At 66.8% G+C, this 26,133-nt stretch carries 26 protein-coding genes and 1 pseudogene; 20 read left to right on the forward strand and 7 right to left on the reverse strand.

All coding sequences use genetic code 11. The features are described 5' to 3' along the window. The 11 genes from ABT137_RS00640 to ABT137_RS00690 all read left to right on the forward strand — a co-directional run bounded on the left by ABT137_RS00640 (position 1) and on the right by ABT137_RS00690 (position 13,567). Entirely contained in the window at positions 1-357 is a 357-nt protein-coding gene (locus ABT137_RS00640; protein WP_351700190.1) for a DUF4233 domain-containing protein, read from the forward strand. A 150-nt stretch (positions 358-507) separates the two neighbouring features. Next, entirely contained in the window at positions 508-921 is a 414-nt protein-coding gene (gene ndk / locus ABT137_RS00645; RefSeq protein WP_351493051.1) for a nucleoside-diphosphate kinase, read from the forward strand. Between the two features lie 328 nt (positions 922-1,249). Continuing rightward, on the forward strand, positions 1,250-2,269 hold the full coding sequence (locus tag ABT137_RS00650; RefSeq protein WP_004931372.1) for a rod shape-determining protein: 1,020 nt from the start codon (positions 1,250-1,252) through the stop codon (positions 2,267-2,269). 195 nt (positions 2,270-2,464) lie between these two features. Next, positions 2,465-3,418 carry a rod shape-determining protein MreC gene (gene mreC / locus ABT137_RS00655; protein WP_351700192.1) on the forward strand — a complete coding sequence of 318 codons (954 nt, stop codon included), beginning with the start codon at positions 2,465-2,467 and terminating at the stop codon, positions 3,416-3,418. A 14-nt stretch (positions 3,419-3,432) separates the two neighbouring features. After that, positions 3,433-4,110 (forward strand): rod shape-determining protein MreD, encoded by a 678-nt coding sequence (gene mreD, locus ABT137_RS00660; protein WP_351700194.1) that lies wholly within the window; start codon positions 3,433-3,435, stop codon positions 4,108-4,110. A gap of 115 nt (positions 4,111-4,225) precedes the next feature. Beyond that, a complete protein-coding gene (gene mrdA / locus ABT137_RS00665; RefSeq protein WP_351700196.1) occupies positions 4,226-6,481 on the forward strand; it encodes a penicillin-binding protein 2 in 2,256 nt (751 codons plus the stop codon). After that, complete coding sequence (gene rodA / locus ABT137_RS00670; RefSeq protein ID WP_351700198.1) at positions 6,478-7,677, forward strand: rod shape-determining protein RodA; 1,200 nt, start codon at positions 6,478-6,480, stop codon at positions 7,675-7,677. The genes mrdA and rodA overlap by 4 nt, the downstream gene beginning before the upstream one ends. A gap of 135 nt (positions 7,678-7,812) precedes the next feature. Continuing rightward, complete coding sequence (locus ABT137_RS00675; protein WP_351700200.1) at positions 7,813-9,318, forward strand: CYTH and CHAD domain-containing protein; 1,506 nt, start codon at positions 7,813-7,815, stop codon at positions 9,316-9,318. Between the two features lie 104 nt (positions 9,319-9,422). Beyond that, the gene (locus tag ABT137_RS00680) at positions 9,423-11,396 is read left to right on the forward strand and encodes a TIGR03960 family B12-binding radical SAM protein (protein WP_351700202.1); all 1,974 of its coding nucleotides are present in this window, start codon (positions 9,423-9,425) and stop codon (positions 11,394-11,396) included. A gap of 402 nt (positions 11,397-11,798) precedes the next feature. After that, positions 11,799-12,908 carry a PP2C family protein-serine/threonine phosphatase gene (locus ABT137_RS00685; protein ID WP_351700204.1) on the forward strand — a complete coding sequence of 370 codons (1,110 nt, stop codon included), beginning with the start codon at positions 11,799-11,801 and terminating at the stop codon, positions 12,906-12,908. Between the two features lie 254 nt (positions 12,909-13,162). Continuing rightward, positions 13,163-13,567, forward strand: a complete 405-nt coding sequence (locus ABT137_RS00690; protein WP_351700206.1) for a type II toxin-antitoxin system PemK/MazF family toxin — start codon at positions 13,163-13,165, stop codon at positions 13,565-13,567. Positions 13,568-13,759: 192 nt separating this feature from the next. Here ABT137_RS00690 and ABT137_RS00695 read toward each other — a convergent pair whose 3' ends face one another. Further along, positions 13,760-14,665: an enoyl-CoA hydratase/isomerase family protein gene (locus ABT137_RS00695; protein WP_351700208.1), complete on the reverse strand. Its 906-nt coding sequence runs from the start codon at positions 14,663-14,665 to the stop codon at positions 13,760-13,762. 86 nt (positions 14,666-14,751) lie between these two features. Here ABT137_RS00695 and ABT137_RS00700 point away from each other — a divergent pair, with 86 nt between their 5' ends. Then, the gene (locus ABT137_RS00700; protein ID WP_351700209.1) at positions 14,752-15,189 is read left to right on the forward strand and encodes a winged helix-turn-helix transcriptional regulator; all 438 of its coding nucleotides are present in this window, start codon (positions 14,752-14,754) and stop codon (positions 15,187-15,189) included. A 34-nt stretch (positions 15,190-15,223) separates the two neighbouring features. After that, positions 15,224-15,679, forward strand: a complete 456-nt coding sequence (locus ABT137_RS00705; RefSeq protein WP_351700211.1) for a S1 RNA-binding domain-containing protein — start codon at positions 15,224-15,226, stop codon at positions 15,677-15,679. A gap of 160 nt (positions 15,680-15,839) precedes the next feature. Here the strand turns inward: ABT137_RS00705 and ABT137_RS00710 are convergent, their stop codons facing one another. Next, entirely contained in the window at positions 15,840-16,241 is a 402-nt protein-coding gene (locus ABT137_RS00710; RefSeq protein ID WP_351700213.1) for a tautomerase family protein, read from the reverse strand. Between the two features lie 375 nt (positions 16,242-16,616). Continuing rightward, the gene (locus ABT137_RS00715) at positions 16,617-16,874 is read right to left on the reverse strand and encodes a CPCC family cysteine-rich protein (RefSeq protein ID WP_351700215.1); all 258 of its coding nucleotides are present in this window, start codon (positions 16,872-16,874) and stop codon (positions 16,617-16,619) included. Here ABT137_RS00715 and ABT137_RS00720 point away from each other — a divergent pair. The 6 genes from ABT137_RS00720 to ABT137_RS00745 all read left to right on the forward strand — a co-directional run bounded on the left by ABT137_RS00720 (position 16,839) and on the right by ABT137_RS00745 (position 21,861). Further along, positions 16,839-17,339: a hypothetical protein gene (locus ABT137_RS00720; protein WP_351701149.1), complete on the forward strand. Its 501-nt coding sequence runs from the start codon at positions 16,839-16,841 to the stop codon at positions 17,337-17,339. The two genes, ABT137_RS00715 and ABT137_RS00720, sit on opposite strands and share 36 nt — an antisense overlap. Before the next feature lie 9 nt (positions 17,340-17,348). Next, a complete protein-coding gene (locus ABT137_RS00725) occupies positions 17,349-17,831 on the forward strand; it encodes a hypothetical protein (RefSeq protein ID WP_351700217.1) in 483 nt (160 codons plus the stop codon). 363 nt (positions 17,832-18,194) lie between these two features. Next, complete coding sequence (locus ABT137_RS00730; RefSeq protein WP_351700219.1) at positions 18,195-19,196, forward strand: zinc-dependent alcohol dehydrogenase family protein; 1,002 nt, start codon at positions 18,195-18,197, stop codon at positions 19,194-19,196. 196 nt (positions 19,197-19,392) lie between these two features. Continuing rightward, a complete protein-coding gene (locus tag ABT137_RS00735) occupies positions 19,393-19,596 on the forward strand; it encodes a hypothetical protein (RefSeq protein WP_351700221.1) in 204 nt (67 codons plus the stop codon). Between the two features lie 133 nt (positions 19,597-19,729). Continuing rightward, entirely contained in the window at positions 19,730-20,449 is a 720-nt protein-coding gene (locus tag ABT137_RS00740; protein WP_351700223.1) for a hypothetical protein, read from the forward strand. A 287-nt stretch (positions 20,450-20,736) separates the two neighbouring features. Then, positions 20,737-21,861 carry a hypothetical protein gene (locus ABT137_RS00745; protein ID WP_351700226.1) on the forward strand — a complete coding sequence of 375 codons (1,125 nt, stop codon included), beginning with the start codon at positions 20,737-20,739 and terminating at the stop codon, positions 21,859-21,861. 30 nt (positions 21,862-21,891) lie between these two features. Here the strand turns inward: ABT137_RS00745 and ABT137_RS00750 are convergent, their stop codons facing one another. Next, a complete protein-coding gene (locus tag ABT137_RS00750) occupies positions 21,892-22,566 on the reverse strand; it encodes a hypothetical protein (protein WP_351700229.1) in 675 nt (224 codons plus the stop codon). A 173-nt stretch (positions 22,567-22,739) separates the two neighbouring features. After that, a complete protein-coding gene (locus ABT137_RS00755; protein ID WP_351700232.1) occupies positions 22,740-23,345 on the reverse strand; it encodes an MBL fold metallo-hydrolase in 606 nt (201 codons plus the stop codon). 299 nt (positions 23,346-23,644) lie between these two features. Between ABT137_RS00755 and ABT137_RS00760 the strand changes: the two genes are divergently transcribed. Beyond that, the gene (locus ABT137_RS00760) at positions 23,645-24,616 is read left to right on the forward strand and encodes an alpha/beta hydrolase (protein WP_351700235.1); all 972 of its coding nucleotides are present in this window, start codon (positions 23,645-23,647) and stop codon (positions 24,614-24,616) included. Positions 24,617-24,742: 126 nt separating this feature from the next. On the opposite strand, the gene ABT137_RS00765 is transcribed toward ABT137_RS00760, so the two are convergent. Both ABT137_RS00765 and ABT137_RS00770 read right to left on the reverse strand, forming a co-directional pair. Continuing rightward, positions 24,743-24,946, reverse strand: coding sequence for a cold-shock protein (locus ABT137_RS00765; protein WP_351700238.1), 204 nt, complete (start codon positions 24,944-24,946; stop codon positions 24,743-24,745). Positions 24,947-25,284: 338 nt separating this feature from the next. Further along, positions 25,285-26,004, reverse strand: a pseudogene (locus ABT137_RS00770) (recombinase zinc ribbon domain-containing protein); the annotation flags it as partial. Positions 26,005-26,133: the final 129 nt, after the last annotated feature.

Raw genomic sequence — 26,133 nt, forward strand, 5'->3', positions numbered from 1 at the left:
ATGCGTACGCTCTGCTCCTCCACCCTGATCGGCGAGTTCTTCGTCATCGGCTTCGCCGCCCTGGTCGCCATGAAGGACCCCGACCTGTCCACCTCCACGGTGTGGCTGGTCAGCGGCATCGCGATGGCCCTGTGCGTGGCCCTGTGCGGCGTGATCACCCGGCCCGGCGGCATCGCCCTCGGCTGGGCCCTGCAGATCGCCCTGATCGCCTCCGGGATCTTCGTCCCGACCATGTACTTCATGGGCGCGATCTTCGCGGGCCTGTGGTGGGCGTCGGTGCACTACGGGAAGAAGATCGACGAGGCCAAGGCGCGCTTCGCGGCGCAGAGCACTCAGGACACCCCGTCCGGCGCTTGAGGACGAGGCCGTCCAGGCCGAAGCGGGGGTCCGGGGCGGCAGCCCCCGAAGACGGCCGCGCCACCGACCTGCACACTGTGGAACGGGCGCTCAGACCAGCCCTGTAGCCTCTCCTCACCGCACACGTCAGTACCGCGAAGGAGCCTTCCCGTGACCCAGCGCACCCTCGTCCTGCTCAAGCCCGACGCCGTCCGTCGGGGCCTGACCGGCGAGATCATCAGCCGTATCGAGCGCAAGGCCGGCTGGCAGATCACCGCGCTGGAGCTGCGCACCCTGGAGCGGGCCACGCTGGAGCAGCACTACGCCGAGCACGTCGGCAAGCCGTTCTACGAGCCGCTGGTCGAGTTCATGTCCTCCGGCCCGTCCGTCGCCCTGATCGTCGAGGGCGAGCGGGTCATCGAGGGCATCCGCGCCCTGGCCGGCCCCACCGACCCGATCGCCGCGGCACCCGGCTCCATCCGCGGTGACTTCGGCGTGATCGTCCGCGAGAACCTGATCCACGCGTCCGACTCCGAGGAGTCCGCCGAGCGCGAGGTCAAGATCTTCTTCCCCGGCCGCGCGTAACCGTCAGGGGCCCGTAAAGGGCCCGTACGGAGTTTTCGTGGAAGTTCTTGACGAGGCGTCAGCCCATTGAGCTGCATGACCTGGGACGGCCGAACGTTTTCGGCCGTCCCTCGGCATATGCGTGCCGATCGGGGGAACGAGTGGCCCCGTCGGACCGTCTCCACAAGCGAGGCGGCCGTACACGTGCTGACAATGGCGAAGACCCTCGCGCAGTGTTCGTGCAGGCGCGTCTACGATGGAAGCCTTCACGTCACAGCACCCACTTCGCCGACCTGAAATGCCCTCAAAAGCTCCCGGGAAGGCCAGACGAATCCTGATGGGGAACTCAATGTCGTTCATCGGCCGTGACATGGCTGTCGACCTCGGGACCGCCAACACGCTGGTGTACGTCAGGGGTCGCGGGATCGTACTCAACGAGCCGTCCGTTGTCGCGATCAATACGAACACCGGTGGAATTCTTGCGGTCGGCGCGGAGGCGAAGAAGATGATCGGGCGCACGCCCGGCAACATCGTCGCCGTGCGCCCGCTCAAGGATGGCGTGATCGCCGACTTCGAGATCACCGAGCGGATGCTCCGCTACTTCATTCTGAAGATCCACAAGCGGCGGTATCTCGCGCGGCCGCGCGTGGTCGTGTGCGTGCCCTCCGGCATCACCGGTGTCGAGCGCCGTGCCGTCATCGAGGCGTCGTCACAGGCCGGCGCCCGCCAGGTGCACATCATCGAGGAGCCCATGGCGGCCGCCATCGGCTCCGGCCTGCCGGTCCACGAGGCCACCGGCAACATGGTGGTGGACATCGGCGGCGGCACCACGGAGGTCGCGGTCATCTCGCTCGGCGGCATCGTCACCGCCCAGTCCATCCGCGTCGCGGGCGACGAACTGGACAACGCGATCATCCAGCACATCAAGAAGGAGTACTCGCTCCTCCTCGGTGAGCGGACGGCAGAACAGATCAAGATCACGATCGGTTCGGCGTACGACCTCGACGCCGACGAGCACACCGAGATCCGCGGCCGGGACCTGGTGTCCGGCCTGCCCAAGACCGTCGTCATCTCGGCCGCCGAGGTCCGCAAGGCGATCGAGGAGCCGGTCAACGCGATCGTCGACGCCGTCAAGACCACGCTCGACAAGTGCCCGCCGGAGCTGTCCGGCGACATCATGGACAGGGGAATCGTTCTGACCGGCGGCGGAGCCCTGCTGCGCGGTCTGGACGAGCGGCTGCGCCGGGAGACCGGCATGCCGATCCACATCGCCGAGGACCCGCTGGACAGCGTGGCGCTCGGCTCCGGAAAGTGCGTCGAGGAGTTCGAGGCGCTCCAGCAGGTCCTGGACGCCCAGCCGCGCAGATGACATAACTCTTCGATTCCGCCGTACGAGATCATCTCCTCTCGTGCGGCGGATCGTTGATATGGAGGCATAGGCTCGCACAGAGCGAGTTCCCCACCCCCCCACAAGCCTCCGCACCCCCCACATGCCCCACTTGCTTCACAAGCTCCCGAAATCAAGCTCCGCAAGTTCCTATTGAGGAAGGCACGGCCGCCGCACGTGAGGGACACGAAAGAGAGCCGGCTGCTCCTGGTGCTGCTGATCGCCATCGCGTTCGCGCTGATCACGGTGGACATCCGAGGTGGCAGGAACTCCCCGGTCGACGGCGCCCGGCAGGCCGCGGCCGCGGTCTTCGGCCCGATCGAGAACGGCATGTCGACGGTGGTGGACCCGGTCGGAAACGCCGTCTCCGCCGTCCGTGACTCCGGCGAACGGCACGACCGGCTGGCCCGGCTGGAGAAGCAGAACGCGACCCTCAAGGCGAAGCTCGGCAGCGACGACCGCAACCGCAGCCGCCTGAGCCAGCTGGAGAAGATGCTCAACGTCGCCGCCGAGGGCCAGTACGGCATCAAGGGCGCCCAGGTCATCGCCATAGGGTCGGCGCAGGGCTTCTCCTGGACCGTCACCATCGACGTCGGCTACAACGACGGCATCAAGCGGGACATGACCGTCCTCAACGGCAACGGCCTGGTCGGCCGCGTGACCACGGTCGGCCCGGACGCCTCCACCGTGCTGCTCGCCAACGACCCCGACTTCACCGTCGGCACCCGCATGGAGGGCAGCGACGAACTCGGCTTCGCCTCCGGACAGGGCGACCGCCCGCTGCGCGTCGAACTCCTCGACAGCAAGGCCGAGGTGAAGAAGGGCGACCGGCTCGTCACCTTCGGCTCCCAGGGCGACAAGCCGTTCGTGCCCGGCGTCCCGGTCGGCACGGTCACCCGCGTCGACCCGTCCAACGGCGGCCTGACCCGCACCCTGTACGTCACGCCGTTCGTGTCCTTCACCAAGCTCGACATCGTCGGGGTGGTCGTCCAGGCACCGAAGAGGGACCCGCGCGACGAGGTGCTCCCGGCCAAGCCCAAGCCGACCCCGACCCCGACGGTGACCGTCACGGTCACCCCGTCCGCGGACGCGAGCACCAACGCGTCCGACACCACCGGCGAGCAGCAGTAGGAGCTGAATCCCCCATGCGTGTCAACCGGATCCTGCTCTCCTCCGCCCTGGTCGTCGTCGCCCTGGTGATCCAGGTGAGCGTCCTCGCCCGCCTGCACCTGCCCGGCGCCGTCCCCGACCTCATGCTCCTCACCGTCCTCGGCCTCGCCATGGTCTACGGCCATGTGGGCGGCGCCCTCGTCGGCTTCGGCGCCGGACTCCTCGCCGACCTCGCCCCGCCCGCCGACCACGCGGCCGGCCGCTACGCCCTGGTGCTCTGCGTCGTCGGCTACTTCGCCGGCCTCATCAAGCCGGAGAACGGCCGCCTGAAGTCCGCGACCGGCCCGATGCTCGTCGTGGTCGCCGCCGCCGTCGGCTCCACCCTGCTGTACGCCGGCGTCGGCGCCCTCGTCGGCGACACCGCCGCCCGGCACGTCGGCATGACCAGCCTGCTGATCACGGCGGCCCTGTACGACCTGCTGCTCGCCCCGTTCGTGGTGCCCGGCGTCATGGCCCTGGCCCGCCGCGCCGACAACGACCCGCTCACCGAGGCCAACTCCGGCGGCAAGGCCGGCGACATCTCCTCGGGCTGGATCTCCTCCGGCACCGGGATGCGCATCGGCGGACAGCGCGGCGGCCTCGGCGGCCTGAGGGCGAAGGCCCGCACCCGGAACGTCCGCGTCGGTCGCATCAAGGGGGTCAAGCGCCTGTGAACGCGGGGGAGTTCACCCGAACGAGTGCACGGGGGCGGAACGGGGCCTCACAGGTCGATCGTTCATCATGCGTACGCGCACGCGCATTTGTGCCAGGAGAGGGGGAGACAGCCCAGTGACCAACATTCCCGCGACCGGTCGGACCCCACGCGTCCAGATCCGTCTCGTCGTCATCCAGATCCTCGTCCTCTCCCTGCTCGGCACCCTCGGCGGCCGCCTGTGGTACCTGCAGATCCGGGAAGGCTCCGAGTACCAGAAGGAGGCCTCCGGCAACCACGTCCAGCAGGTCGTCGACCCCGCCGTGCGCGGCTCGATCCTGGACGCCCGCGGAGTCCCCCTCGCGGACAACGAGACCCGGCTGGTGGTCTCCGCCTCCCGCACCGACCTGCTCAAGCAGAAGGACGACGGCAAGGCGGTCCTGACCAAGCTCGCGGGCGTCCTCGGGATGAAGCCCGAGGAGGTCATGCAGAAGGTCCGCCTCTGCGACGCCAAGACCCCCCAGCCCTGCTGGAACGGCTCGCCGTACCAGCCGATCCCGATCACCGACGAGGCCACCGCCAAGCAGGCCCTGCAGATCCGCGAGCGCTCCGAGGACTTCCCCGGCATCACCGCCGAGCCCGAGGCCGTCCGCCGCTACGCGAGCCCCGGCAAGTCCAACACCGCCCAGGTCCTCGGCTATCTCTCCCCGGTCACCGACGACGAGATCCAGCAGGCCAAGGACACCTCCTCCCCGTACCTGCGCTCCGACCAGGTCGGCCGGTCGGGCCTGGAGCGCGAGTACGACAAGGAACTGCGCGGCAAGGCCGGCGTCACCCGCTACGAGGTCGACAACCTCGGCCGCGTCATCGGCAAGGCCGAGTCCGACGCCGCCGAGCCCGGTTCCAACCTGGTCACCAGCATCGACTCCCGCGTCCAGCGGGTCGCCGAGTACGAGCTGGACAAGGCGATGAAGGCCGCCCGCCAGCAGTACGACAGCATCACCCACGAGAACTACAAGGCCGACTCCGGCGCCGTCATCGTGATGGAGGCCAAGACCGGCCGGATCGTCGCCATGGCCTCCGCCCCGACCTACGACCCGAACGTCTGGGTCGGCGGCATCTCCGCCAAGGACTACCAGGCCCTCACCGGCAAGAACTCCGACTACCCGCTGCTCAACAGGGCCATACAGGGTCAGGCGGCCCCCGGTTCGACGTTCAAGGTGGTCTCCACCGCCGCCGCGGTCAACGCCGGCTACGCCTGGGACGGCGGCTACCCCTGCACCAGCTCCTACTCGGTGGGCGGCCAGGTCTTCAAGAACTTCGAGGGCGAGAACTTCGGCGACATCTCCCTGGGCCGCGCCCTGGAGGTCTCCTGCGACACCGTCTTCTACGGCCTCGCCGACCGCGAGTGGAAGAAGGACGGCGGCATCAACCCGAAGAAGGGCGAGCCGAAGGACTACTTCTTCAAGACCGCCCACCAGTTCGGCCTCGGCAAGGAGACCGGCATCGACCTGCCCAACGAGGTCACCGGCCGGGTCCCCGACCGCCAGTGGAAGATCGACTACTGGAAGGCCAACAAGGACGCCTGGTGCAAGTCCGGCAAGAAGGACGGCACTTACGTCGAGAAGATCGAGTACGAGAACTGCCTCGAAGGCAACAAGATGCGCGAGGGCGACGAGATCAACTACTCCATCGGCCAGGGCGACACCCTCGTCACGCCGATACAGGAGGCGATGATCTACGGCGCCGTGGCCAACGGCGGCACCGAGTACCAGCCGACCATCGGCAAGGCGATCATCAGCGCCGACGGCAAGACGGTCCAGGAGATCAAGCCCAAGGTGGTCCGCAAGCTGCCGGTCACCCAGGCCACCCTCAAGGGCATGGACGAGGCCTTCGCGGGCGTCATCACCCGCGGTACGGCGGCCTGGAAGTTCGGCGGCTGGCCGCAGGACAAGATCGCCCTGCACGGCAAGACCGGTACCGCCGAGGTCTACGGCAAGCAGACCACGTCCTGGCTCGCCACCTACAGCAAGGACTACACGGTCATCATGACCATCGCCCAGGCCGGTACCGGTTCCGGTGCCTCCGGTGAGGCGGTCCGCAACATCTACAGCGCGCTCTACGGCGTGTCGGCCGACGGCTCCGTCGACAAGAACAAGGCGCTGCTCTACACCCCGCAGCAGGGCCTGCCGAAGGTCCGCACGGACGGCACGATCGACTCCCCGAAGGTGTCCAAGGACCCGGCGAAGGACTTCCAGGTCTACTCCCAGCAGGGCGACAAGAACACCGACAACGGGCAGACCCCGGCCGCCACCACGGCCTCACCGTCCACAGGCAACCGTGACACCCGCAGACGAGCCCGCAAGCGGGGAAGCCGGAGGATGCTCACATGACCGGCGTCAACAGCTTCTCCGTCTCCGGGTACGGCCCGGCACGGGCCGGCTGGACCCGGATCTTCGCCCGGGACTCGCTGACCCGCCGCCTGGACTGGCCGATGCTGCTGGCGGCGGTCGCCCTGTCCCTGCTCGGCTCGGTGCTGGTCTACTCGGCGACCCGCAACCGCACCGAGATCAACCAGGGCGACCAGTACTACTTCCTGGTCCGGCACCTGATGAACATGGGCATCGGTCTCGCCCTGATGATCGGCACCGTCTGGGTCGGCCACCGCCAGCTCCGCAACGCCGTACCGATCCTCTACGGCCTCTCCCTGATGGGCATCCTCGCGGTGCTCACCCCGCTGGGCGCCACCATCAACGGCAGCCGAAACTGGATCGTCCTCGGCGGTGGCTTCTCGCTGCAGCCCGCCGAGTTCGTGAAGATCACGATCATCCTGGGCATGGCGATGATACTGGCGGCGCGGGTCGACGCCGGTGACAAGAAGTACCCCGACCATCGCACCGTCCTGCAGTCCCTGGGCCTGGCCGCGGTCCCCATCCTGATCGTGCTGCTCATGCCCGACCTCGGCACGGTCCTGGTGATGGTGACCATCATCCTCGGCGTGCTGCTCGCCTCCGGCGCCTCCAACCGCTGGGTCTTCGGGCTGCTCGCCGCCGGCGTGATCGGCTGCGTGGCCATCTGGCAGCTGCACATCCTGGACGAGTACCAGATCGCCCGCTTCGCCGCCTTCGCCAACCCGAGCCTCGACCCGGCCGGCGTCGGCTACAACACCAACCAGGCCCGGATCGCCATCGGCTCCGGCGGCCTGACCGGCGCGGGCCTGTTCCACGGCTCGCAGACCACCGGCCAGTTCGTGCCCGAGCAGCAGACCGACTTCGTCTTCACGGTCGCGGGGGAGGAGCTGGGCTTCGTCGGCGCGGGCCTGATCATCGTGCTCCTCGGGGTCGTCCTGTGGCGCGCCTGCCGGATCGCCCGCGAGACGACCGAGCTGTACGGCACGATCGTCGCGGCGGGGATCGTGGCGTGGTTCGCGTTCCAGGCTTTCGAGAACATCGGCATGACCCTCGGCATCATGCCGGTCACCGGCCTGCCGCTGCCGTTCGTGTCGTACGGCGGTTCGTCGATGTTCGCGGTGTGGGTGGCGGTGGGGCTGCTGCAGTCGATCAGGGTGCAGCGGCCGATGTCGGCATAGGAGGCTCCGCCCGGGGAACTCAGGGAGGTGAACACGCCACATCGGCTTGTTCACCTTCCGTACCAATTCAGTTTTCCTTCGATTTACCCTCTTCGGCCTCTGCCTCTGCGGCGGCCCGACCATTAGATTCAACTCATGGCGGATACGAAGCGCGAAATCGAGCGCAAGTACGAATCCGATGACAGCGGCCTGCCCGACCTGACCGGCGTCGCGGGAGTGGCGAACGTCGTGGACAAGGGCACCGCCGACCTCGACGCGACCTACCACGACACCTCCGACCTGCGCCTGGCCTCGGCCAAGGTCACCCTGCGCCGCCGCAGCGGAGGCAGCGACGCCGGCTGGCACCTCAAACTCCCCGTCGCCCCCGGCGTCCGGGACGAGATCCACGCCCCCCTCTCCGACACGCTCCCCGACGAACTCGCCGCCCTGGCCCGCTCCCGGGTCCGCGAGGGCCAACTGGTCCCGGTCGTCCGGCTGCGCACCACCCGCGACGTCCGGCACCTCGTCGACGCCGACGGCGCCCTGCTCGCCGAGGTGAGCGTGGACCGCGTACGGGCCGACCGGCTCTTCGGCGGCGACGGCAGGGCGCAGTGGACCGAGATCGAGGTGGAACTCGCCGACGGCGGCGACCCCGCCTTCCTCGACAAGGTGGAGAAACGGTTGGGCAAGGCGGGCGTACGCCCCTCGAAGTCCGCCTCGAAGCTCGCCCGCGCCCTGGCCGAGACCAAGGGCGGCAAACCGCGCCCGCCGAAGACCGGATCCGCCGCACCGGTCACGGCCGGCGACCACGTCATGGCCTACGTCCGCGCCCAGCGCGACGCGATCGTCGAGCTCGACCCCGCCGTCCGCCTGGACACCGAGGAGGGCGTGCACGACATGCGGGTCGCCACCCGCCGGCTGCGCAGCACCTTCCGCACCTTCGGCAAGGTCCTCGACCGCCGGGTCACCGACCCGATCGCCGACGAGCTGAAGTGGCTGGCCGGCGAACTGGGCGTGGGCCGCGACCAGGAGGTCCTGGCCGAACGCCTGATGTCGGCCCTCGCCGACGTACCCCCCACCCTCGTCCACGGCCCCGTCCACGACCGCATCCACCACTGGGCCGAGGCGAGCCAACGCGGCTCCCGCAGCCGGCTCCTCGGCGTCCTGGACTCCAAGCGCTACCTGGCGCTCCTCGACACCCTGGACACCCTCGCCGCCGGCCCGCCCCTGCTGAAGACGGCCGCCAAGGACCCGGAGCAGGTCCTCACCCAGGCCGTGCACAAGGACTTCGCCAAGGTCACCGACCTGATCGAGACGGCCATGGCCGAGCCCCCCGGCCACGACCGCGACCTCGGCCTGCACGAGGCCCGCAAGAAGGCCAAGCGCACCCGCTACGCGGCCGAGGCCGCCGGGCCCGCCCTCGGCAAGCCGGCGAAGACCATGGTCAGGTCCATGAAGTCGCTGCAGACCCTGCTCGGCGAGCACCAGGACAGCGTCATGGCCCGCGAGACCCTGCGCGAGCTGTCCGCGGTGGCCCACGCGGCCGGGGAGAGCGCGTTCACGTACGGGCTGCTCTACGGCCGCGAGGAGCAGCGGGCGGCGGCGGTGGAGACCGAGGCGCCGGGGGCCTGGGCGGACATCAAGGCCGAGGCGCCGGTGTGATCCGGACGTACGGGGGAGCCCGCCGACCGGGTTAGGCTTGATGGTCACCCTTCCCGGCCACCGGCCGGGGGGCGCCCCCCAGCCACCTCACAAAGGTCCGCGAGATGTCTGCCGAAGCCGCCGCTCAGGTCGCTGAGTCTGTGTTCCCGCAGCTCGAAGCTCTGCTCCCGCATGTGCAGAAGCCGATCCAGTATGTCGGCGGAGAGCTCAACTCCACGGTCAAGCCGTGGGAGACCTGCGACGTCCGCTGGGCGCTCATGTACCCGGACGCCTACGAGGTCGGCCTGCCCAACCAGGGCGTCATGATCCTCTACGAGGTCCTCAATGAGCAGGAGGGCGTCCTCGCCGAGCGCACCTACAGCGTGTGGCCGGACCTGGAGGCGCTGATGCGCGAGCACCGCGTCCCCCAGTTCACCGTGGACAGCCACCGCCCGGTGCAGGCCTTCGACGTGTTCGGCCTGTCCTTCTCCACCGAGCTGGGCTACACGAACATGCTCACGGCCCTGGACCTGGCCGGCATCCCCCTGGAGTCGCGCGAGCGCTCGATCGGCGACCCGATCGTCCTGGCCGGCGGTCATGCCGCCTTCAACCCGGAACCGATCGCGGACTTCATCGACGCGGCGATCATCGGCGACGGCGAGCAGGCCGTCCTCGACATGACGAGGATCATCCGCGAGTGGAAGGCGGAGGGCCGCCCCGGCGGCCGCGAGGAGGTCCTCCTCCGCCTGGCCAAGACCGGCTCCGTCTACATCCCGGCCTTCTACGACGTCGAGTACCTCCCCGACGGCCGTATCGCCCGCGTGGTCCCCAACCGGTCCGGCGTCCCGTGGCGGGTCTCCAAGCACACGGTCATGGACCTCGACGAGTGGCCGTACCCCAAGCAGCCGCTGGTCCCCCTGGCCGAGACGGTCCACGAGCGCATGTCCGTCGAGATCTTCCGCGGCTGCACCCGCGGCTGCCGCTTCTGCCAGGCCGGCATGATCACCCGCCCGGTCCGCGAACGCTCGATCACCGGCATCGGCGAGATGGTCGACAAGGGCCTCAAGGCCACCGGCTTCGAGGAGGTCGGCCTCCTCTCCCTCTCCTCCGCGGACCACTCGGAGATCGGCGACATCGCCAAGGGCCTGGCCGACCGCTACACCGAGGACAAGATCGGCCTCTCTCTCCCCTCCACCCGCGTCGACGCCTTCAACATCGACCTGGCCAACGAACTGACGCGCAACGGCCGCCGCTCCGGCCTCACCTTCGCCCCCGAGGGCGGCTCGGAACGCATCCGCAAGGTCATCAACAAGATGGTCTCGGAGGACGACCTCATCCGTACCGTCTCGACGGCCTACGGCAACGGCTGGCGCCAGGTGAAGCTGTACTTCATGTGCGGCCTGCCCACCGAGACCGACGACGACGTCCTCCAGATCGCCGACATGGCGACGAAGGTCATCGCCAAGGGCCGCGAGGTCTCCCGCTCCAACGACATCCGCTGCACGGTCTCCATCGGCGGCTTCGTCCCCAAGCCCCACACCCCCTTCCAGTGGGCGCCGCAGCTCTCCGCCGAGGAGACCGACGCGCGCCTGGAGAAGCTCCGCGACAAGATCCGCGGCGACAAGAAGTACGGCCGCTCGATCGGCTTCCGCTACCACGACGGCAAGCCCGGCATCGTCGAGGGCCTCCTCTCCCGCGGCGACCGCCGCATCGGCGCGGTCATCCGCGCGGTCTACGAGGACGGCGGCCGCTTCGACGGCTGGCGCGAGCACTTCTCCTACGACCGCTGGATGGCCTGCGCCGACAAGGCCCTGGCCCCCTTCGGCGTCGACGTCGACTGGTACACCACCCGCGAGCGCACCTACGAGGAAGTCCTCCCCTGGGACCACCTCGACTCCGGCCTGGACAAGGACTGGCTCTGGGAGGACTGGCAGGACGCCCTCGACGAGACAGAGGTCGAGGACTGCCGCTGGACGCCCTGCTTCGACTGCGGGGTGTGCCCGCAGATGGACACCAGCATCCAGATCGGCCCGACGGGCAAGAAGCTGCTGCCGCTGACGGTCAAGAAGGACGCCCCGACCAGCGGACACGCTCACTGACGTGAGTGAGGCGTTGCGGCGGATCGTGGAGGCCCTGGCGGACAGCAGCGAGGAAGACAGAGCGGCCGTGCTGAATGTGCTCGGCGCTCAGGGCAGGCGACAGAGGCCCGTGCAGGATGCGCCGAGAACGCCTCTGCCGCCGCCTGGAGGCTCTGCCAGGATCCATTCCGAGGTGGAGTGGGTCTGAGGGACTGCCGCCTCCGAGTCGGTCTCGTTGGCCCCGGTCGGCAGACGCAGTCTCGTTCCGGTGTCGGGTGGAAGGCAGGGACGGCCCCGCCCCCGGCGTGACTCGTACACAAGGCGCATAGCGCGGCGAGAGAACGCTGCAACCTCATGGTGCGAGCTATGACTGCCTGCTCGTATCGTGAAAAGACAGAGATCGGCCTGGTAGGCGGGAAAGTCATGGCAGAACCGGCGGTCGACTACGCGGCGGTGTTCCAGGCCCTTCCCGGGGCGGTGGCGCTGGTGACTCCGCAGCTGATCATCACGGACGCCAACGAGGAGTTCTCGCGCATCCGGGGCCTTCCCCGCGAGCAATTGGTCGGTCGTTTCCTGCCCGAGGACCGCCCCGAAAGGGACCCCGCCGAGCCTCTTCTGCTCAAGGTTCTGGCGTCACTGCGTCGGGCGGCGGACACCGGTGAGCGCAGCACAGTAGCGCTGCAGCGCTTCGAGATGAAGGACGACGACGAGCCCGGGGTGTGGCACGAGCGGTATGTCAACATGACCAACATTCCCGTGCTCGGACCTGACGGGCGGGTGACGCTGCTGCTGCACCGGGTGGAGGACGTCACCGAGCTCATCCGCGCCCGTGAGGTCGCGCTGACCTTGCAGGAAGCCATGCTGCCCGCCCCGCGCCCGGTCGGCCGGCACCCGGCGGCCGTCCGCTACCGGCCGGCCGCCGAAGCGCTCAACGTGGCCGGCGACTGGTACGACCTGGTCGATCTGCCTGGCGACCGCATTGCCGTCTCCGTCGGCGACGTCGTCGGCCACGGTCTGTCCGCGGCCGGTGTCATGGGGCAACTGCGCAGCGCGCTCACCGCCGCCTCTCTCGTCCCCGAAGGTCCCGCCCGCGCGCTGGAGGTCCTCGGGCTGTACGCCCGCACCGTCGACGGCGCCGAGAACACCACCGTGGCCACGGCATTCGTCGACTGGGCGAACGACACGATCACCTACAGCTGCGCCGGCCACCTCCCACCGGCGCTCCGCCGGGCGGACGGAACGGTCGAGTTCCTGGACCAGGCGACCGATCCGCCCCTGGCCGCCCGCCCTCAGCACGGCCCCCGGACCCAGGCTGTCGCGGCCTTCAGTGAGGGCGCTGTCCTCGTGCTCTACACCGACGGTCTGATCGAACGCCGTGGCGAAGACATTGACACGGGCCTCGCCCGGCTCGCCGACTCCCTGGTCCGCCACCGGGCAGACGATCCCCAGGCCCTCGCCGACGCCGTGCTCATCGACCTGCTCCCGCCCGGTGACGCCACCGACGACACCGCCCTGGTCATCGTGCGCCTGTGAATCTGGCGCCTGCACCACGCGGCAGGGGCACGATGCCGCGGACATCGGCGAGGGTGAGGCCGACGGCGCCTGCGCGTCGCGGATGAAGCTGAACCGCGCCACGGCTTCGTCGCTGGAGGTTCGCGGTGGTGGGGGAAGGAGGCTGGCTTAGAGTCCTTCAAACAGTCAAGGCGTCCGGAGACGGGGCTGCACTACTTCCGTGCTTCGGTCGCGAGCGTGCGGGGTTCGCCCGCAGTCCCGGGCCAGGAGGACATGTGCAACGCGGCGAAGTCTGGTGGGTCGAGTTCGACGAGCGGCGGCCGGTCGTACTCCTGTCGGGAGACGAGGCGCGCGGGTTCCGGGCGATGCAGGTCGTCGCTCCGGCTGACGTCGACATCAGCGGTCTGGGAGTCGAAGTGGCAGTAGGAGCTACGGAAGGACTGCCCTTCGAAGGCGTGCTGCGGTTCGGCTTCTCGCATCCGGGCTTCACCCCTTGCACCTGGCTGACCACACTGTCCCGGGACGACCTGATCGAGCAGGCGGGCGTCCTGTCCTCCGCGAAGCTCAGTGCGATTGAGGATGCGCTCCGTCTCAGTGAACAGGAGAAGGAGTGGACCCCAGCTACGGCTGCGAAGCTCAGCGACATGAGGGACGCCCTCCGTCTCGGCGAGCTCAAGTAGGCGGAGAAAGAACGGCCTCCCTGACAGTCCGGCCGATCTCGTCGAGATGATCAACGGTGGCCCCATCTACCCCTCCGGGGCGCCACCCACAAGATCACGGTCTACGGCTGGAGTACTAGGCTCACCTGAGCGCCCCCGGCGAATACTAGGTTGTGTTTCGCCGGAGGCGGGCTACAGGGCTACAGCGCGGCGTTACTGACTTGAAATGGGTCCGTCGGTCCAGAAGTCGCGGGCCAGGTCACGCCGCTGGGACCAGAGGGCGGACTTGTCGCGGAATCCGGTCACGCCTTGGCCTTGATCGGCGTCGGGGACCTGCCACGCACTGTTGACCGCGCCGGTGAGGCCGGCGGAGAGTTTCTCGAATGCCTGCGCTGTCTTGAGGTCGGCCTCAGCACCGTTGTCGATGATGAACTTCAGCTGGCGAGCCGCCTGCTGGTTCTTACTCAACAAGACGGTGACCAGCCGTTCGACCTCGGCGTCGAGCTCCTCGTCGGACACCACCCTGTTCCATAGGGTCAGTTCGGCGGCGCGTGATGCGGGGTGCAAAGCACCGAGGAGGTTGATCTCCTTTGTCAGACGGCGGCCGATGAGCCGTGCCATCCGGGTGGTGCCGCCCCAGCCCGGGGTGATGCCCACGTCGACCTCAGGCATCCCCCATTTCGCGCTGGCGGCCGCAACGACGAAATCGCAGGCCATGGTGATTTCGAGGCCCCCGCCCACCGCATAGCCGTCCACTCGCGCAACGGTGAGCTTGTCGAGTGCGGCCAGGGTGTCGGCCATGTGCTGGTACCCGGTGACGCGGCGCATGACCTCGTTCGGGTTGCCCCATTGGGGCATCTCGGTGATGTCGTCACCGGCGCAGAACGTCCCACCGGCGCCCGCGATCACCAGCACCTTGATTGTCGTGCTGTCACGCACGGTTTCGAGGACATGGATGAGTTCGTCGGACAGCTGGAGCGACAGCGCGTTGCGCGCATGCGGACGGTTGAGCGTGATCGTCGCTACCGGACCGTCCTGGTGGAAGACCAGCTGCTGGTACGGGGGCGTGATGTTGTGCGCTGACGCAGCGGGCGCTGAACGACTGGCTGCTGTGGTCATGCCTACCTCCCTACTAGTCGGTATCGAATCGCTACCGACACCCAACCATGAGTAGGTATCGAAATGCAACCATGTAGAGTGAGGGCATGCAGACACCGGCACAGCAGCGTCACGATTCAGTCGCCGCGGCGTTGGACCAGGTGGGGGATCGGTGGACGTTCCTGGTGTTGCGCGAATGCTTCTTCGGGGTGCGGCGGTTCGCCGATTTCCAGCGCAACACCGGTGCAGCGCGCACCGTCCTGTCCGATCGGCTCGCCAGGCTGGTCGACCACGGGATCCTGGAGCGCCGCCGCTACAGTGACCGGCCTCCACGAGAGGAGTACCGGCTCACCGAGAAGGGGCGTGATCTGTACGGGGTGACGGTCGCGTTGATGCGTTGGGGAGACCGCTGGGTCGTCGACCAGCCACCGCTGAGGCTCACCCACGCCGCTGACGGCGGAGCGGTCGAGCAGGTACTGTGCTGCACCCATTGCGGAGACCACCTGACCGCCGGCGATATCACCTACACCCACGCGGCAGACTGACGCGGCAAGCCCGGTCACCCGGTCTGAGGTGTCGGTGACTTTGGACGGTTCCACCGCCCGGACGCTCGGGTGGGCGGGGGTGTTGGACGGTTCCTGGCGTCGGCGTTTCGCTGAGATCGCCGAGGTCGGGCAGCGGGTCACTGCCGAGGTGATGGCCGTGGACATGGACGAGGGTCGAGTAAGGCTGTCGATGGCGGCCACTGAGAACCCGGAGCTCTGGGCGTTCCTCAAGCGGCTTCGTCGTGGTGAGTTCCTGGCCGGCACGGTGGCGTCGATCGAGCCGTTCGGCGTCTTTGTGCAGGTCGCCGATGGCCTTGAGGGTCTGGTGCAGCTGTCTGAGCTGAGCTCGGTGCCCGTGGCGGTGCCAGAGGATGTCGTACAGATCGGCGATCAGTTGACGGTTGTCGTCACGGACGTCGACCGAGTGCGACGCCGGCTGTCGTTCTTGAGCATTGCTCGGCCGTCTACGACCGCCCGCACTGTCGGGTAGCCGCCTCCCCGTTGGCCGGGGCAAGGACCGACTTTTGCCGGACAGAGCCGCACTATCAGCAGTACCTATCGGACAGCAAAAGTCCGGGTGGACTGAGGGCTGGGCGGGATGAGGGGGCAGGCCAAGTACCCCGTTCGAAACGAACTGGGGAGCGTCCTACTCAGTTGCTTTGCTCATTGAGCCAGTCATCCTCGTCCCCCGGCTCGGGCAGGACACGACCGCCCTCCACCGCGAACCGGGCCGGACTGTCGGTGATGATCACAAGAATGCGAGACTCTGGGACACCGGTGACCTCGCTGGTGGCAGTCGAGATCGACTTGGCCAGCTGCACCTTCTCCGCATCTGGCCGACCGGCCCGGGTCATGCCGTGAATCAGCAGAGGGCGCGACGGGGCCGAGTCCGTGAAGACATTGGCCTCGGGCAGTTCGGTGAACACGACGTGCACGAAGGAGGAGGGGGCACCGGTGACGGAAGAGTGAAGCTTGGTGATTTCCGCCGCCAGGTCGGCCTTCTGCTCGTCCGGGAGGAGCCCGCGCGTGGTGGTCACACTGTAGACGGGCATGTGATGCTCCTATTTCCTTGAGCTCGTATTGCGTGAGCTCGTACTTTCACGTTACGTCGGCCTACTTGCACACGCTGTGGCACGCAGAAGTACGGGCCCCCGGAGCCGAAGTCTGCTTCTGGTGCGGAGCGTGACATCAGCTGGCCCCGTGAGGGCCGGCGCTACGGGCAGGATTCGAATCTGCGACACCCGCTTCAGGGGTTCGATCCATGGGCCGTGCGGGCTGCCCGGGCACCTGCTTGCCAGGCGGTGCGGAACCCGGACCAGGCCGCCGGGATCCGTCGCCGTCTGACGACGTTTGATGTCAGCTGGTGATGTCAGACCGCTGTCTTCGTCCGACCGAGGGTCGTGTACGAACGCGGTGCATCGCTCGTATCAGGCTCCCACGGCACGGAAGTTCCGGCGAGCCTGCGTGAGGCCGAGTCGGCCGTTCGCACCGCCGCGAACCCGGTCAGCATCATGGTCGTCCTGCCCGTCGTCTTCCCAGAAGCACACGGGACAGATCTCGTAGTTGGCACGCTCCTCTCGCGTCAGGAAGCCGCGACAGCGACACTGGTATGAGCAGCCCCCGGCCGCCCTGTGAACGTGGAGCTGGTCATGGCGAGTGCAGCTGTTGGTGCGAATAATCTTCACGCCGAGTCACCCGAAGAACGGCGGCCCGCACGGACAATCAAGGTGTTCATCTTCTTCAGCTGGATTTGCGAGACGATATTCTTGTTCATCGGGATGATCGTGTTTCCTCAGCTTCATCCCTCGTTGATCGGTCGCTTGATATGGACGCAAATCCTGTGCGGCATTGGCATGGGAGCGGCAGTAGGGGCTATCGCATACCTGGCCGCGTCGGGCTTCAAGCAGGGTAGCCGGGCTGCACTGATCATCACGGCGATCGCGGGAGCCACGGTCCTTGCCGCATGCAATACGGTCTGCTTCTTTGTCGACACTCGGCCCGGCATGGACTACTGGGGTACGCACGAGAATCCGGCACTGTTCTTCGCCAAGGGTTATATAGCCGCGATCTTTGGAGGGGTCTTCGGGTCGTTGCTGCTCAACACCGAGAGGGGTGTGAGCGTGCTCAACAAGATTCCGTTCTTGCGGTGAGGTGTGGCCGTGTCGGCTGCCATCTTGCGCGTCAGCGTCGCACTTGGGGTGTGTGCTGCGCTCACTAACCTGCTGGTGTGGCGTCAATCGATCATGGAGATGGCCAATGGCCACACGTCGGCGTTTAAAGTCCTCTACGCGATGTGGTTTGTACTCGCGTGGGGCGTTGCGACCGGGGCGCTCACGGGCCTCGCCGTCTCGTCGATGCGGCGTCGAAGCCCTGGTCCCCTGTCTGCCGCTGTGGCGTTCGTCGTTGGTCTGTTCCTCACGTCGGTCGTCTGTCTCGTGCTGTATCGCTGTTTCACCGACGGAAAGTTTTTTCACGACGCAATGAGCGGATTGCACCCTGATGAGGTCAACTCATACATGGATCCTGCACGCATGTCACAGACCCGGATCAACGTGGTTGGAGCACTCACACCGAACTTCGTTGCGGTTGCGCTGTCCGTCGTCTACGCATTTGGAGGTAAACGCCGGTGGAGGCATTTGTAGCCGCCGATCGACCAAGTTCGCCGCCGTCGGCACGGTGACGGCGGCCGCCATTTCATCATGCGCAACTCGCAGGGTGAACTATCACGCGGCGGCCAAACCCGAACGGCGCGTGGATACCCTCTGGACCTGCGAATATTCAGGTAACTGATCCTTTTGGGCAGCCTGCACGAGCGGAATCCTGGAGTTACTATGGTAGTTCAGGGCGGTGTGCGGATGCTGAAATTCCACCGCGCTGTGGGTGCGACGCAATCGGTCGCTGCTCTCCGCCGTACGTCCTCGCGGCGTCAACAATGGGAAGTTCCTGCAGCGAGTGGCGCTCTCGCATGAGGCAGCCTGCTCGAAAGTGAACGGGAGAATCGCAACATGAGAGCAATCCAGTTTACCCAATACGGGGAGCCAACTTCAGTCCTGCATACAGAAGACGTGCCTGTTCCGGACCCGGGGCCAGGGCAGGTAAAGGTTCGCGTCCTGGAATCCCCGGTGAATCCTTCTGACCTTCTTTATGTGCGAGGTTACTATGCCGGCATCCAGGCGAAGTTCCCCTCGCCGACCGGTTTTGAAGGCGTCGGTATCGTAGAGGCCCTCGGGTCCGGAGTGCATGACGTCGCCGTAGGAGAACGAGTTTCCATCCTCAACTTCGGTGGTAGCAACTGGGCCGAATACGCTGTCAACTCTGCCCGCGACCTGTTCCACGTGCCCGATGATGTCCCCGATGACCAAGCGGCTTCCTTCGTCGTCAATCCAGCCGCCGCCATCGTCATGGTCCGCCACGTGCTGGCGGTTCCCCGAGGTGAGTGGCTGCTGCAGTCCGCGGCGGGATCCGAACTGGGGCGGATGATCATCAGGCTGGCCAAGCGCGAGGGTATCCGTACCGTGAATGTCGTCCGCAGACGCGAATCAGCAGAGGAGTTGCGGCGCCTCGGCGCCGATGCCGTCATCCTCTCCACAGAGGGGCCCATCGACGAGCAAGTCCGCAGCAAGATCAGTCCCGAAGGTGTCAAGTACGCCATCGACCCGGTGGTAGGTGAAACCGGAACCCAGATTTTCAAGGCGCTCCACGAGGATGGGCACATGCTGGTCTACGGCTCACTCACGGGAGAGCCGATCCTCGTAGGCGATGATCCCCGGTACGTCCTGGCCGGCCGCCGTATTTTGGAAGTCTTCTGGCTCGGCTACTGGCTGCAGAGACTTAATGACTCGGAGCGAAAGCAGTTGGGCCAGGACATCATTGACCTCATGCGTGAGGGGATCCTCAAGACCTCGCCCGGGCAGAAGTACTCGCTCGAAGAGATCCATGACGCCGTTACTCAAGCAGAGCAGACGGGCAGGCAAGGAAAGGTTTACCTCGTTCCAGGAAAGAAGTAGCGCAGACCGTTCAGTGCGGCGAGTTTCTCGGCGGCGCGCGCCCACTGCTCACGAGAGTCGGCGGTGGTTTCGGCTGTCCACTGGTGGATGTTGTTGTAGGCCGCGTCCGACACCGCGGAACACTCGTCTGCTATGGGCAGATGGCCCAGGAGCCGATCTCACTGCCCGCACCAACGCTGCGCACAAATCTCTGACATTGCGCGGCAAGCCCGTCGGCCGCTGGCTGTCCGAGACCTCTGCCGCCAGGCAGGCATCCGACGTGGCGGCCGCGAAGCTGATCGCGCTGGCGCTCCAGGACCGGTTCGACATAGCCGCCGCCTACGCCTTTGACGACCTGTCAAAAGTGTGGAACATACGCGACGGCCCGGCGAGATCGGAACCGCCCATCCGCCCCTGGTAGTACTGCCCTCGCCATGCACCCCCGCCAAGGGCGCCGGTGTCCGCCTCCCCGCCCGCGCCCTCGCTGAGCCGACGAGTGAGACGGTCCGCGCCCGGCACCCGCGCCAAACAGCACTCTCGCCCCGGAGGTCATCGTGACCAGCCTTCTCGATCTCGTACTCGAGGCCCACGGCGGCCTCCAACGGTGGCAAGACGCGAAGACGATCCACGCACAGGGATCCATCGGCGGACAACTGTGGTCCAACCACGGCCAGGCAGGCATCCTCAGCACCGCCGACATGATCGTCGACGTACAGCAAGAACGCCTGGTCTACCAGGACTACACCGGCCCGGAACTGCGCGGGGTGTTCACCCCGGACAACGTCGCGATCGAAAAACGCGACGGTGACACGCTCACCGAGCGCACCTCCCCACGGCACTCCTTCGCTGACCAGGCCCCAAACGCCCCCTGGGACCAGCTCCACGTGCTGTACTTCGCGGGCTACGCGCTGTGGAACTACCTCACGGCCCCCTACCTCCTCACGCACCCCGGTGTCGCCGTGGAGGAAATCGAACCGTGGCAGGAAGCAGGCGAGCAATGGCGGCGGCTGCGGGCCACGTTCCCGCCGCACATCGCCACCCACGCCACCCAGCAGACCTTCTATTACAACGCCGAGTGCCTGCTGCAGCGCCACGACTACGCCGCGGACGTGCTCGGCGGCCTGCCGGCCGCGCACCTGTGCAAGAAGCACACAAGGGTATCCGGACTGGTGTTCCCGACCCGCCGCTACGTCGTGCCCACCGACGAAAACGGACAGGTCCTGAGCGAGCCGGTCCTGGTCACCATCGACCTCACACGCATCTCCGTCACCTGACCCCTCGAAACCGAGCCTGTGCCGTCCACTGAGAATGGCGGTCGCGTTCAGAACGGAAGCTCGGGTCTGGTTGCGCCTCGCTTGATGGTCAAGATCCGCTCGTGGAAGTCACGTGTGGCGGCTTCGCGGGGATACCGGGCGCGTAGTTCCTTGTCCAGCTCATCAGCGGGGAGATGTCGGTTCCGTCGGGGCCGGTACTGATGCGGATCACTGAGCGAGCGTGGGCAACCGGCGCCGGATCGTCGAGGAAGATGTGCACATGGTTGATCACTCTCATGGGGTCTCCCATGTCGCTCGTGGACGATGAGTGGGCGTACGCGCTCTGCGGTAGCACGGCGGCCCGGGAGTGCTTCACCTTCGGGAGCGCCACCGTCATCATCGGCGATGCCGGGACGCTGATCATCGTAGAAGCCGGAGACGCTCTCGACAGGAGTTGCGTGTGGAACGCCGATGAGGTCCGTCTGGTAGGCCCTGCGCCAACGCCTGTCAGGAAACGGCTGATGGATGAGCCCTGGGGGCGGGGCACAGATGAAAAGAAGTTGCCGGTTCATCTGACGGTCCGGAACTCGGAGGGCCTGGTGTATCTAGGCACCGGATCCGTGACCCGGGCAGGCACGGTGCTCCATCCAGGCTTCGACGAACACGTCCTCACCGACTGTGCCCTTCGGCTCGCTTCACCGTTGAGCAGGCCCGACTTGGACCGCGTCCGCCCTTGCCTCCCGCCGGCACATCTCCCGAACCTGGAGTGGCTCGGACAGGTGGACGGTGACCGAGTCAGTGCGCTCGAACAGTTCATCACCGGCTGGTATCCCGCTGTTTCTGAGACTGCCGAACCACCGCCAGTACAGGCACCTCCCCTGGATCTGCCTGACAGACTGGGGCATTTCTACCGGCTGGCACAGCACCGCCCTCGCTGTTTGGGAGTGCAGAACCGAGTCCTTCCCGCCTCCAAGCTTCAGACCGACCCCAGTGGGGAGATGCTCGTCTTCGGCGAAGAGAACCAGGGAGGTTTCTTTTGGTCGCTGCTGTGGACGCTCGACGGTCCCGAAGCCGATCCGACCGTCTGGTTTCGTGAGTACGACGAACCTCCGATCGCCGAGCAGGAACCTCTCAGCGGCTTCCTCATGCAGTTCTCGCTCTTTGAGGCTTCCATGGGTGCGGAGTACGTGGCTCTGTGCGACCAGGTCACGGAACAGCAGATCGACCAACTCACCGAAGGGCTCCTCCCCGTGCCCCTGCGGCCGTTCTGTCCTGCGTTCCCCACGCGCTTCTACGTGGCTCCGGGACTCGTTCTGCATATCTCGGGAGAGCGTGGTGACGCCGGTTTCAGTGTCTGGGCCGGGGCAACCCACCGCACCGCTCTTGCCCCACTGGGCGGCACACCGCTCAAGTGGATCCGATTTGACGGCTGACATGGCGTGGCCCCGCTGCCGCCTCTGCGGTCAGGTCTCGTTATTGCCGGAGCGGCTGGTGCCGGTTTTCGCTCCACGGGTCCACAGGGAGAGGTCACTGCTCGTCGCCACGGCGATCGTTCGGCCAGAGGGGGAGAAGCCGGCCGCACGGAATGTGGAGTAGTTTGAGTGGAAGATGTGCCACCAGTCCTCTCCGTGCGGACCCGCGTGGGGGAGCCCGCCGTCGACAGACAGCAGGACCTGTTCGTTCGGCCAGGCCGGGGTGACGACTTCCAGGGTCCAGCCGTCTTCGGTGGTGGTGTGGAGCCCGCCGCCGAAGAGCCCGGCGATGCGTACGCGGATTCCGGTGATCGGCCCCAGCCCGGGGCAGGACAGGTCGGCGACGGCGTCGGGGGTGCTGTCCTCGGGAGCGGGGTCACGGTCCCTGGCGATCTTCTCGCCGGTCACGGCGTCGAAGAGACCGTGCCCGTCGGAGGAGACGACCATCACCAGATCGTGGCCGGTGTCGGGGGCCGTCGCGAAGCCGATCCCGAGCAGTCCGCTGACAGGGACGCCGTACTCGTACGCGAAGACGGGCCGCCAGGGCTCGGGCGCGGGCACCACAGGGGCCGCGAGAAGCTGATTCCTCATCGCCAGCTGGTAGGCGGAGAGTTCCGGCTCATGCTCGGACTTCCCTTCCGGGGGCGTCTCCTTCGTCCACTTCATCACCCGACCATGATCCTCGCCTCGACAGGTCGGCCCGGAGGCGACCTCGGTCCAGCGCGTAGGCGTAGTTTCTTGTGGGCTGTGCACGCGGCTTGAAGACCCACGTCAAGCCGCGTTTGCAGACCTTTTAATGACCAGCGCCGTACACCGTGCGCAGGTCCGACGGGGTGCGCCTACGCAGGCGTGTTTGCGCTGGGTGCGAAGGGGACTCCGTGGCCGGGAACGATCAATGTCGGCTGCAAGTCGAGGATCTTGCGGCGGTTGATGCGCAGGGCGTCGGGATCACTGGCGAAGGGGTCCTCGGCGGGGCCGTCGGTGTGCCACCACATGTGGGTGAAGGCAATGGTTCCTTCATCTGTGTCGGCGACGGTGGTGATGTCCTGAGGGCTGTGTCCAGGAGTTTCGATGAGTCGGATGGAGGGGGAGATCTGGAAGCCGTCGGCGGGCCGGACGGTCCAGCTGTCGTTGTAGTAGATGGCCCAGAAGTCGTGACAGCGGGCGTTGGGGAAGAGGGCGGCGTTGACGGTGTGGTCAGGGTGATGGTGGCTGAAGACCACGTCCGTGACCTGCCCCGGTGTCACGCCCGCGGCGGTGAGCGGGTCGAGGATCAACTTGCGGTCGGCGACCATGCCGGGGTCGACGACGACGATCGCGTCTCCGTCGCGCAGCAAGGCGACGGTGGAGGCGACGTGCCACGGTTGATCGTGCCCGTCGCGACCGACATTCCGCGGGGCAAGCGGGTCGTAACCGGCAGTCAACAGGGTGAATGTCGCAACCATAGGGCGAATCACTCTTTCTTTGGACAGAGGTGAAATATCAGATCGAAGGGTACGCGTGTGCTCTCCGTGCCGGAGGTGTGGAGGCGTGCCTGTCGGGGGCCGTGTGGGCGGTCTCCGGGCGGTGTCGCGAGTTCGAATCCTGCCGGGGTGCGGCCGACTCGCCGGGCGCCATTGCTTGAGCAAGGGCCACCCGGGTTGCGCGGAAAGTCGCCTCATGAGGGCATGTAACTAGGCTCTCACCCAAATGGGTCTTTTCGGCGGGTTAGCCCGAACGTATGCCGAGAGAGGTAGGTCTCCCCATGGTGAATCTCCCCAACCCCCCGACCCCGTTTCTTGAGCCCGCGGCTCAAGAACTGGCTGACGCCACCTCCGGCCACCCCCAAATCCACGAGGTACCGCCGGCCACGGGTCGCAACATCCTTGCTGGCCTGCAAACGGGAGAAGGAGTCGCCAAGCCGGAAATCGACGAGCAATGGGTAACGGTCGATGCCGGCGAGTACGGCCAGGTCCGTACACGCATCATCAGGCCTGCCGGAGCCAGCGGCACGCTCCCCGTCATGCTCTACATCCACGGTGCCGGCTGGGTGCTGGGCGACGAGAACACGCATGACCGCCTGGTGCGCGAACTCGTCACCGGCGCCGGTGTGGCGTGCGTCTTCCCGGTCTACGACCGCGCTCCCGAAGCCAAGTATCCGACGCAGATCGAACAGAACTACGCGGTCGGAAAATGGATCACCCAGCACGGCGCAGAGTACGGCCTGGACGCCTCTCGCCTGGCGGTCTGCGGTGACTCGGTGGGTGGCGACATGGCGGCCGTGTTCGCTCTGATGGCACAAGAACGTGGCGATATACAGGTCAAGCGGCAGATCTTGCTCTACCCCGTCACTGACGCCAACTTCGACACCGCCTCCTACCTGCAGTTTCAGGACGGCTACTACCTGACACGCGCAGGCATGATGTGGTTCTGGGACCAGTACGCACCCGATGTCAGTCAGCGGCAGGACCCCTGGCTATCACCGCTTCACGCCAGCCTGGACCAGCTCAGAGGCCTGCCACCCGCCCTCGTCATCACCGACGAAGCCGACGTCCTGCGGGACGAGGGAGAGGCCTACGCAACACGCATGCGCGAAGCAGGCGTTGACGTCACCGCGGTGCGCGTCGAGGGAATGCTGCACGATTTCCTGATGCTCGACAGCCTCCGCGACTGTAAGGCGACCAACGTGGCACGCCACCTCGCCGTAGACACCCTGCAAGAGCTTGTCTCAGTTTGACCGACGGGGTGGTCGGGTCTGGGGAGTCGGCCTCCGACTCGGCTCATGGCAGGAGCGCGCAGCGCGGGCGGGGAAACCAGCAGCGTGCCCCACATCGACGTGGTGCAGGGCGCACTATGTCGTGGGTCAGGAGGGAATGATGTTCTCGGCCTGAAGGCCCCTCTGGCCCTGGACGACGTCGAAGCTGACCTTCTGGCCTTCCCTGAGCTCGCGGTAGCCCTGGGCAGCAATGTTGCTGAAGTGAGCGAAGACGTCGTCACCGCCGCCGTCTTGCTCGATGAACCCGAAGCCCTTGTCTGCGTTGAACCACTTCACCGTGCCAGTCGCCATTGCTGTCTCCTTCTCGGGTGCACTCGCAGCCACCTCGTTCGTCGTAGCGGCCATCGGCCATCGGCGGGCTACTGGGCACGGTGGCGGCCTGGGGCCGGGCCCGAGTAGCCCCCGTGACGAAAGGTATGAAACGAGATACCCGGTGCGGTACGTACATCGCCGCGAGCCACCCAAACGGGGTGGCTTGTGCGGTCAGATCAAGCGTGCCCGGACTGGGAACCCATCGCAACGTGGGCGCCCGCGAGCCCGCAGCGGCCGACCGGCCCGCTGACCCCACTCCGCGCATTCCGTCACTCTGCGAGTGGCATTTCGTCGGTTCGCCGTTGTGGCGGGCCGTGTCAGAGTGCTTCCGCGAAGTCGTCCTCTTGGATCACGAGCCGTTCGCGTACGTCCTTCGGAATCAGGAGACGCAGGTGAACCTTCGGGGCTCGCACCTTCGGCACTTTCGTGCGGGTGACCTGGCACCGAATGCCGACTCGGTACAGGTCTGCGGTCATGGCTTCCATGCCGCCTTCCTGCCAGTGTTCGCGGAAGGTCTTACCACCGTCGACGTTGACCCATCGGTCCTTCGCCGTCTCGGGGTCGATGGCCTCCAGCTCGCCGATGAGTTTGTCCAGCGTCGTCTCTGCCTGCTCCTTCGTGAACCGGGTCTTCGTGTACCGGCCTCCCGGTTCGAGCTCCTTCATGTAGAGGGCGATGGACTCTTGAAGGCGCTTGATCTCGCGCCGGACCTCGGCGCCCTCGGCGTACTGGCGAACCTGGACCGGGAAGTCCCCGAGGACTTTGAGTACGTCTTCCACAAGGCGTTCGTAGACCTGCTGGGGGTTGGGTGCGCCGAGTCCGCCGCTCTTGCAGTTGCGGCACCGCAGGTAGTGGTAGGTCCCGCACTTGTTGTTCGTGATGTGCACGGTCATGTTCGTCTTGCAGTCGGCGCACAAGAGGGCACCAAGGAACTGAGTTGCTCCGCCGACACGGCGTGGAGGCTGGTTCTTCTTGCGTTTGTCGAGTGCGGCGCCGAGGGTCTCGAACTCTTCGTCGGTGAAGATCGGGGGAGCAACCGCGGATGTCGAAGGCCATGGACAAGTAGCCGGTGCCGTGTGAACCCAGGGGTCTGAAGAGGGTGGCCGTGGCACTGGCAACCGACACGGTGCCACGGCGGGCGCCTTCCACGGTGATCAGTGTCCCGG

The organism is Streptomyces sp. NPDC001980 (genome assembly GCF_040296885.1).
Lineage (GTDB): Bacteria > Actinomycetota > Actinomycetes > Streptomycetales > Streptomycetaceae > Streptomyces.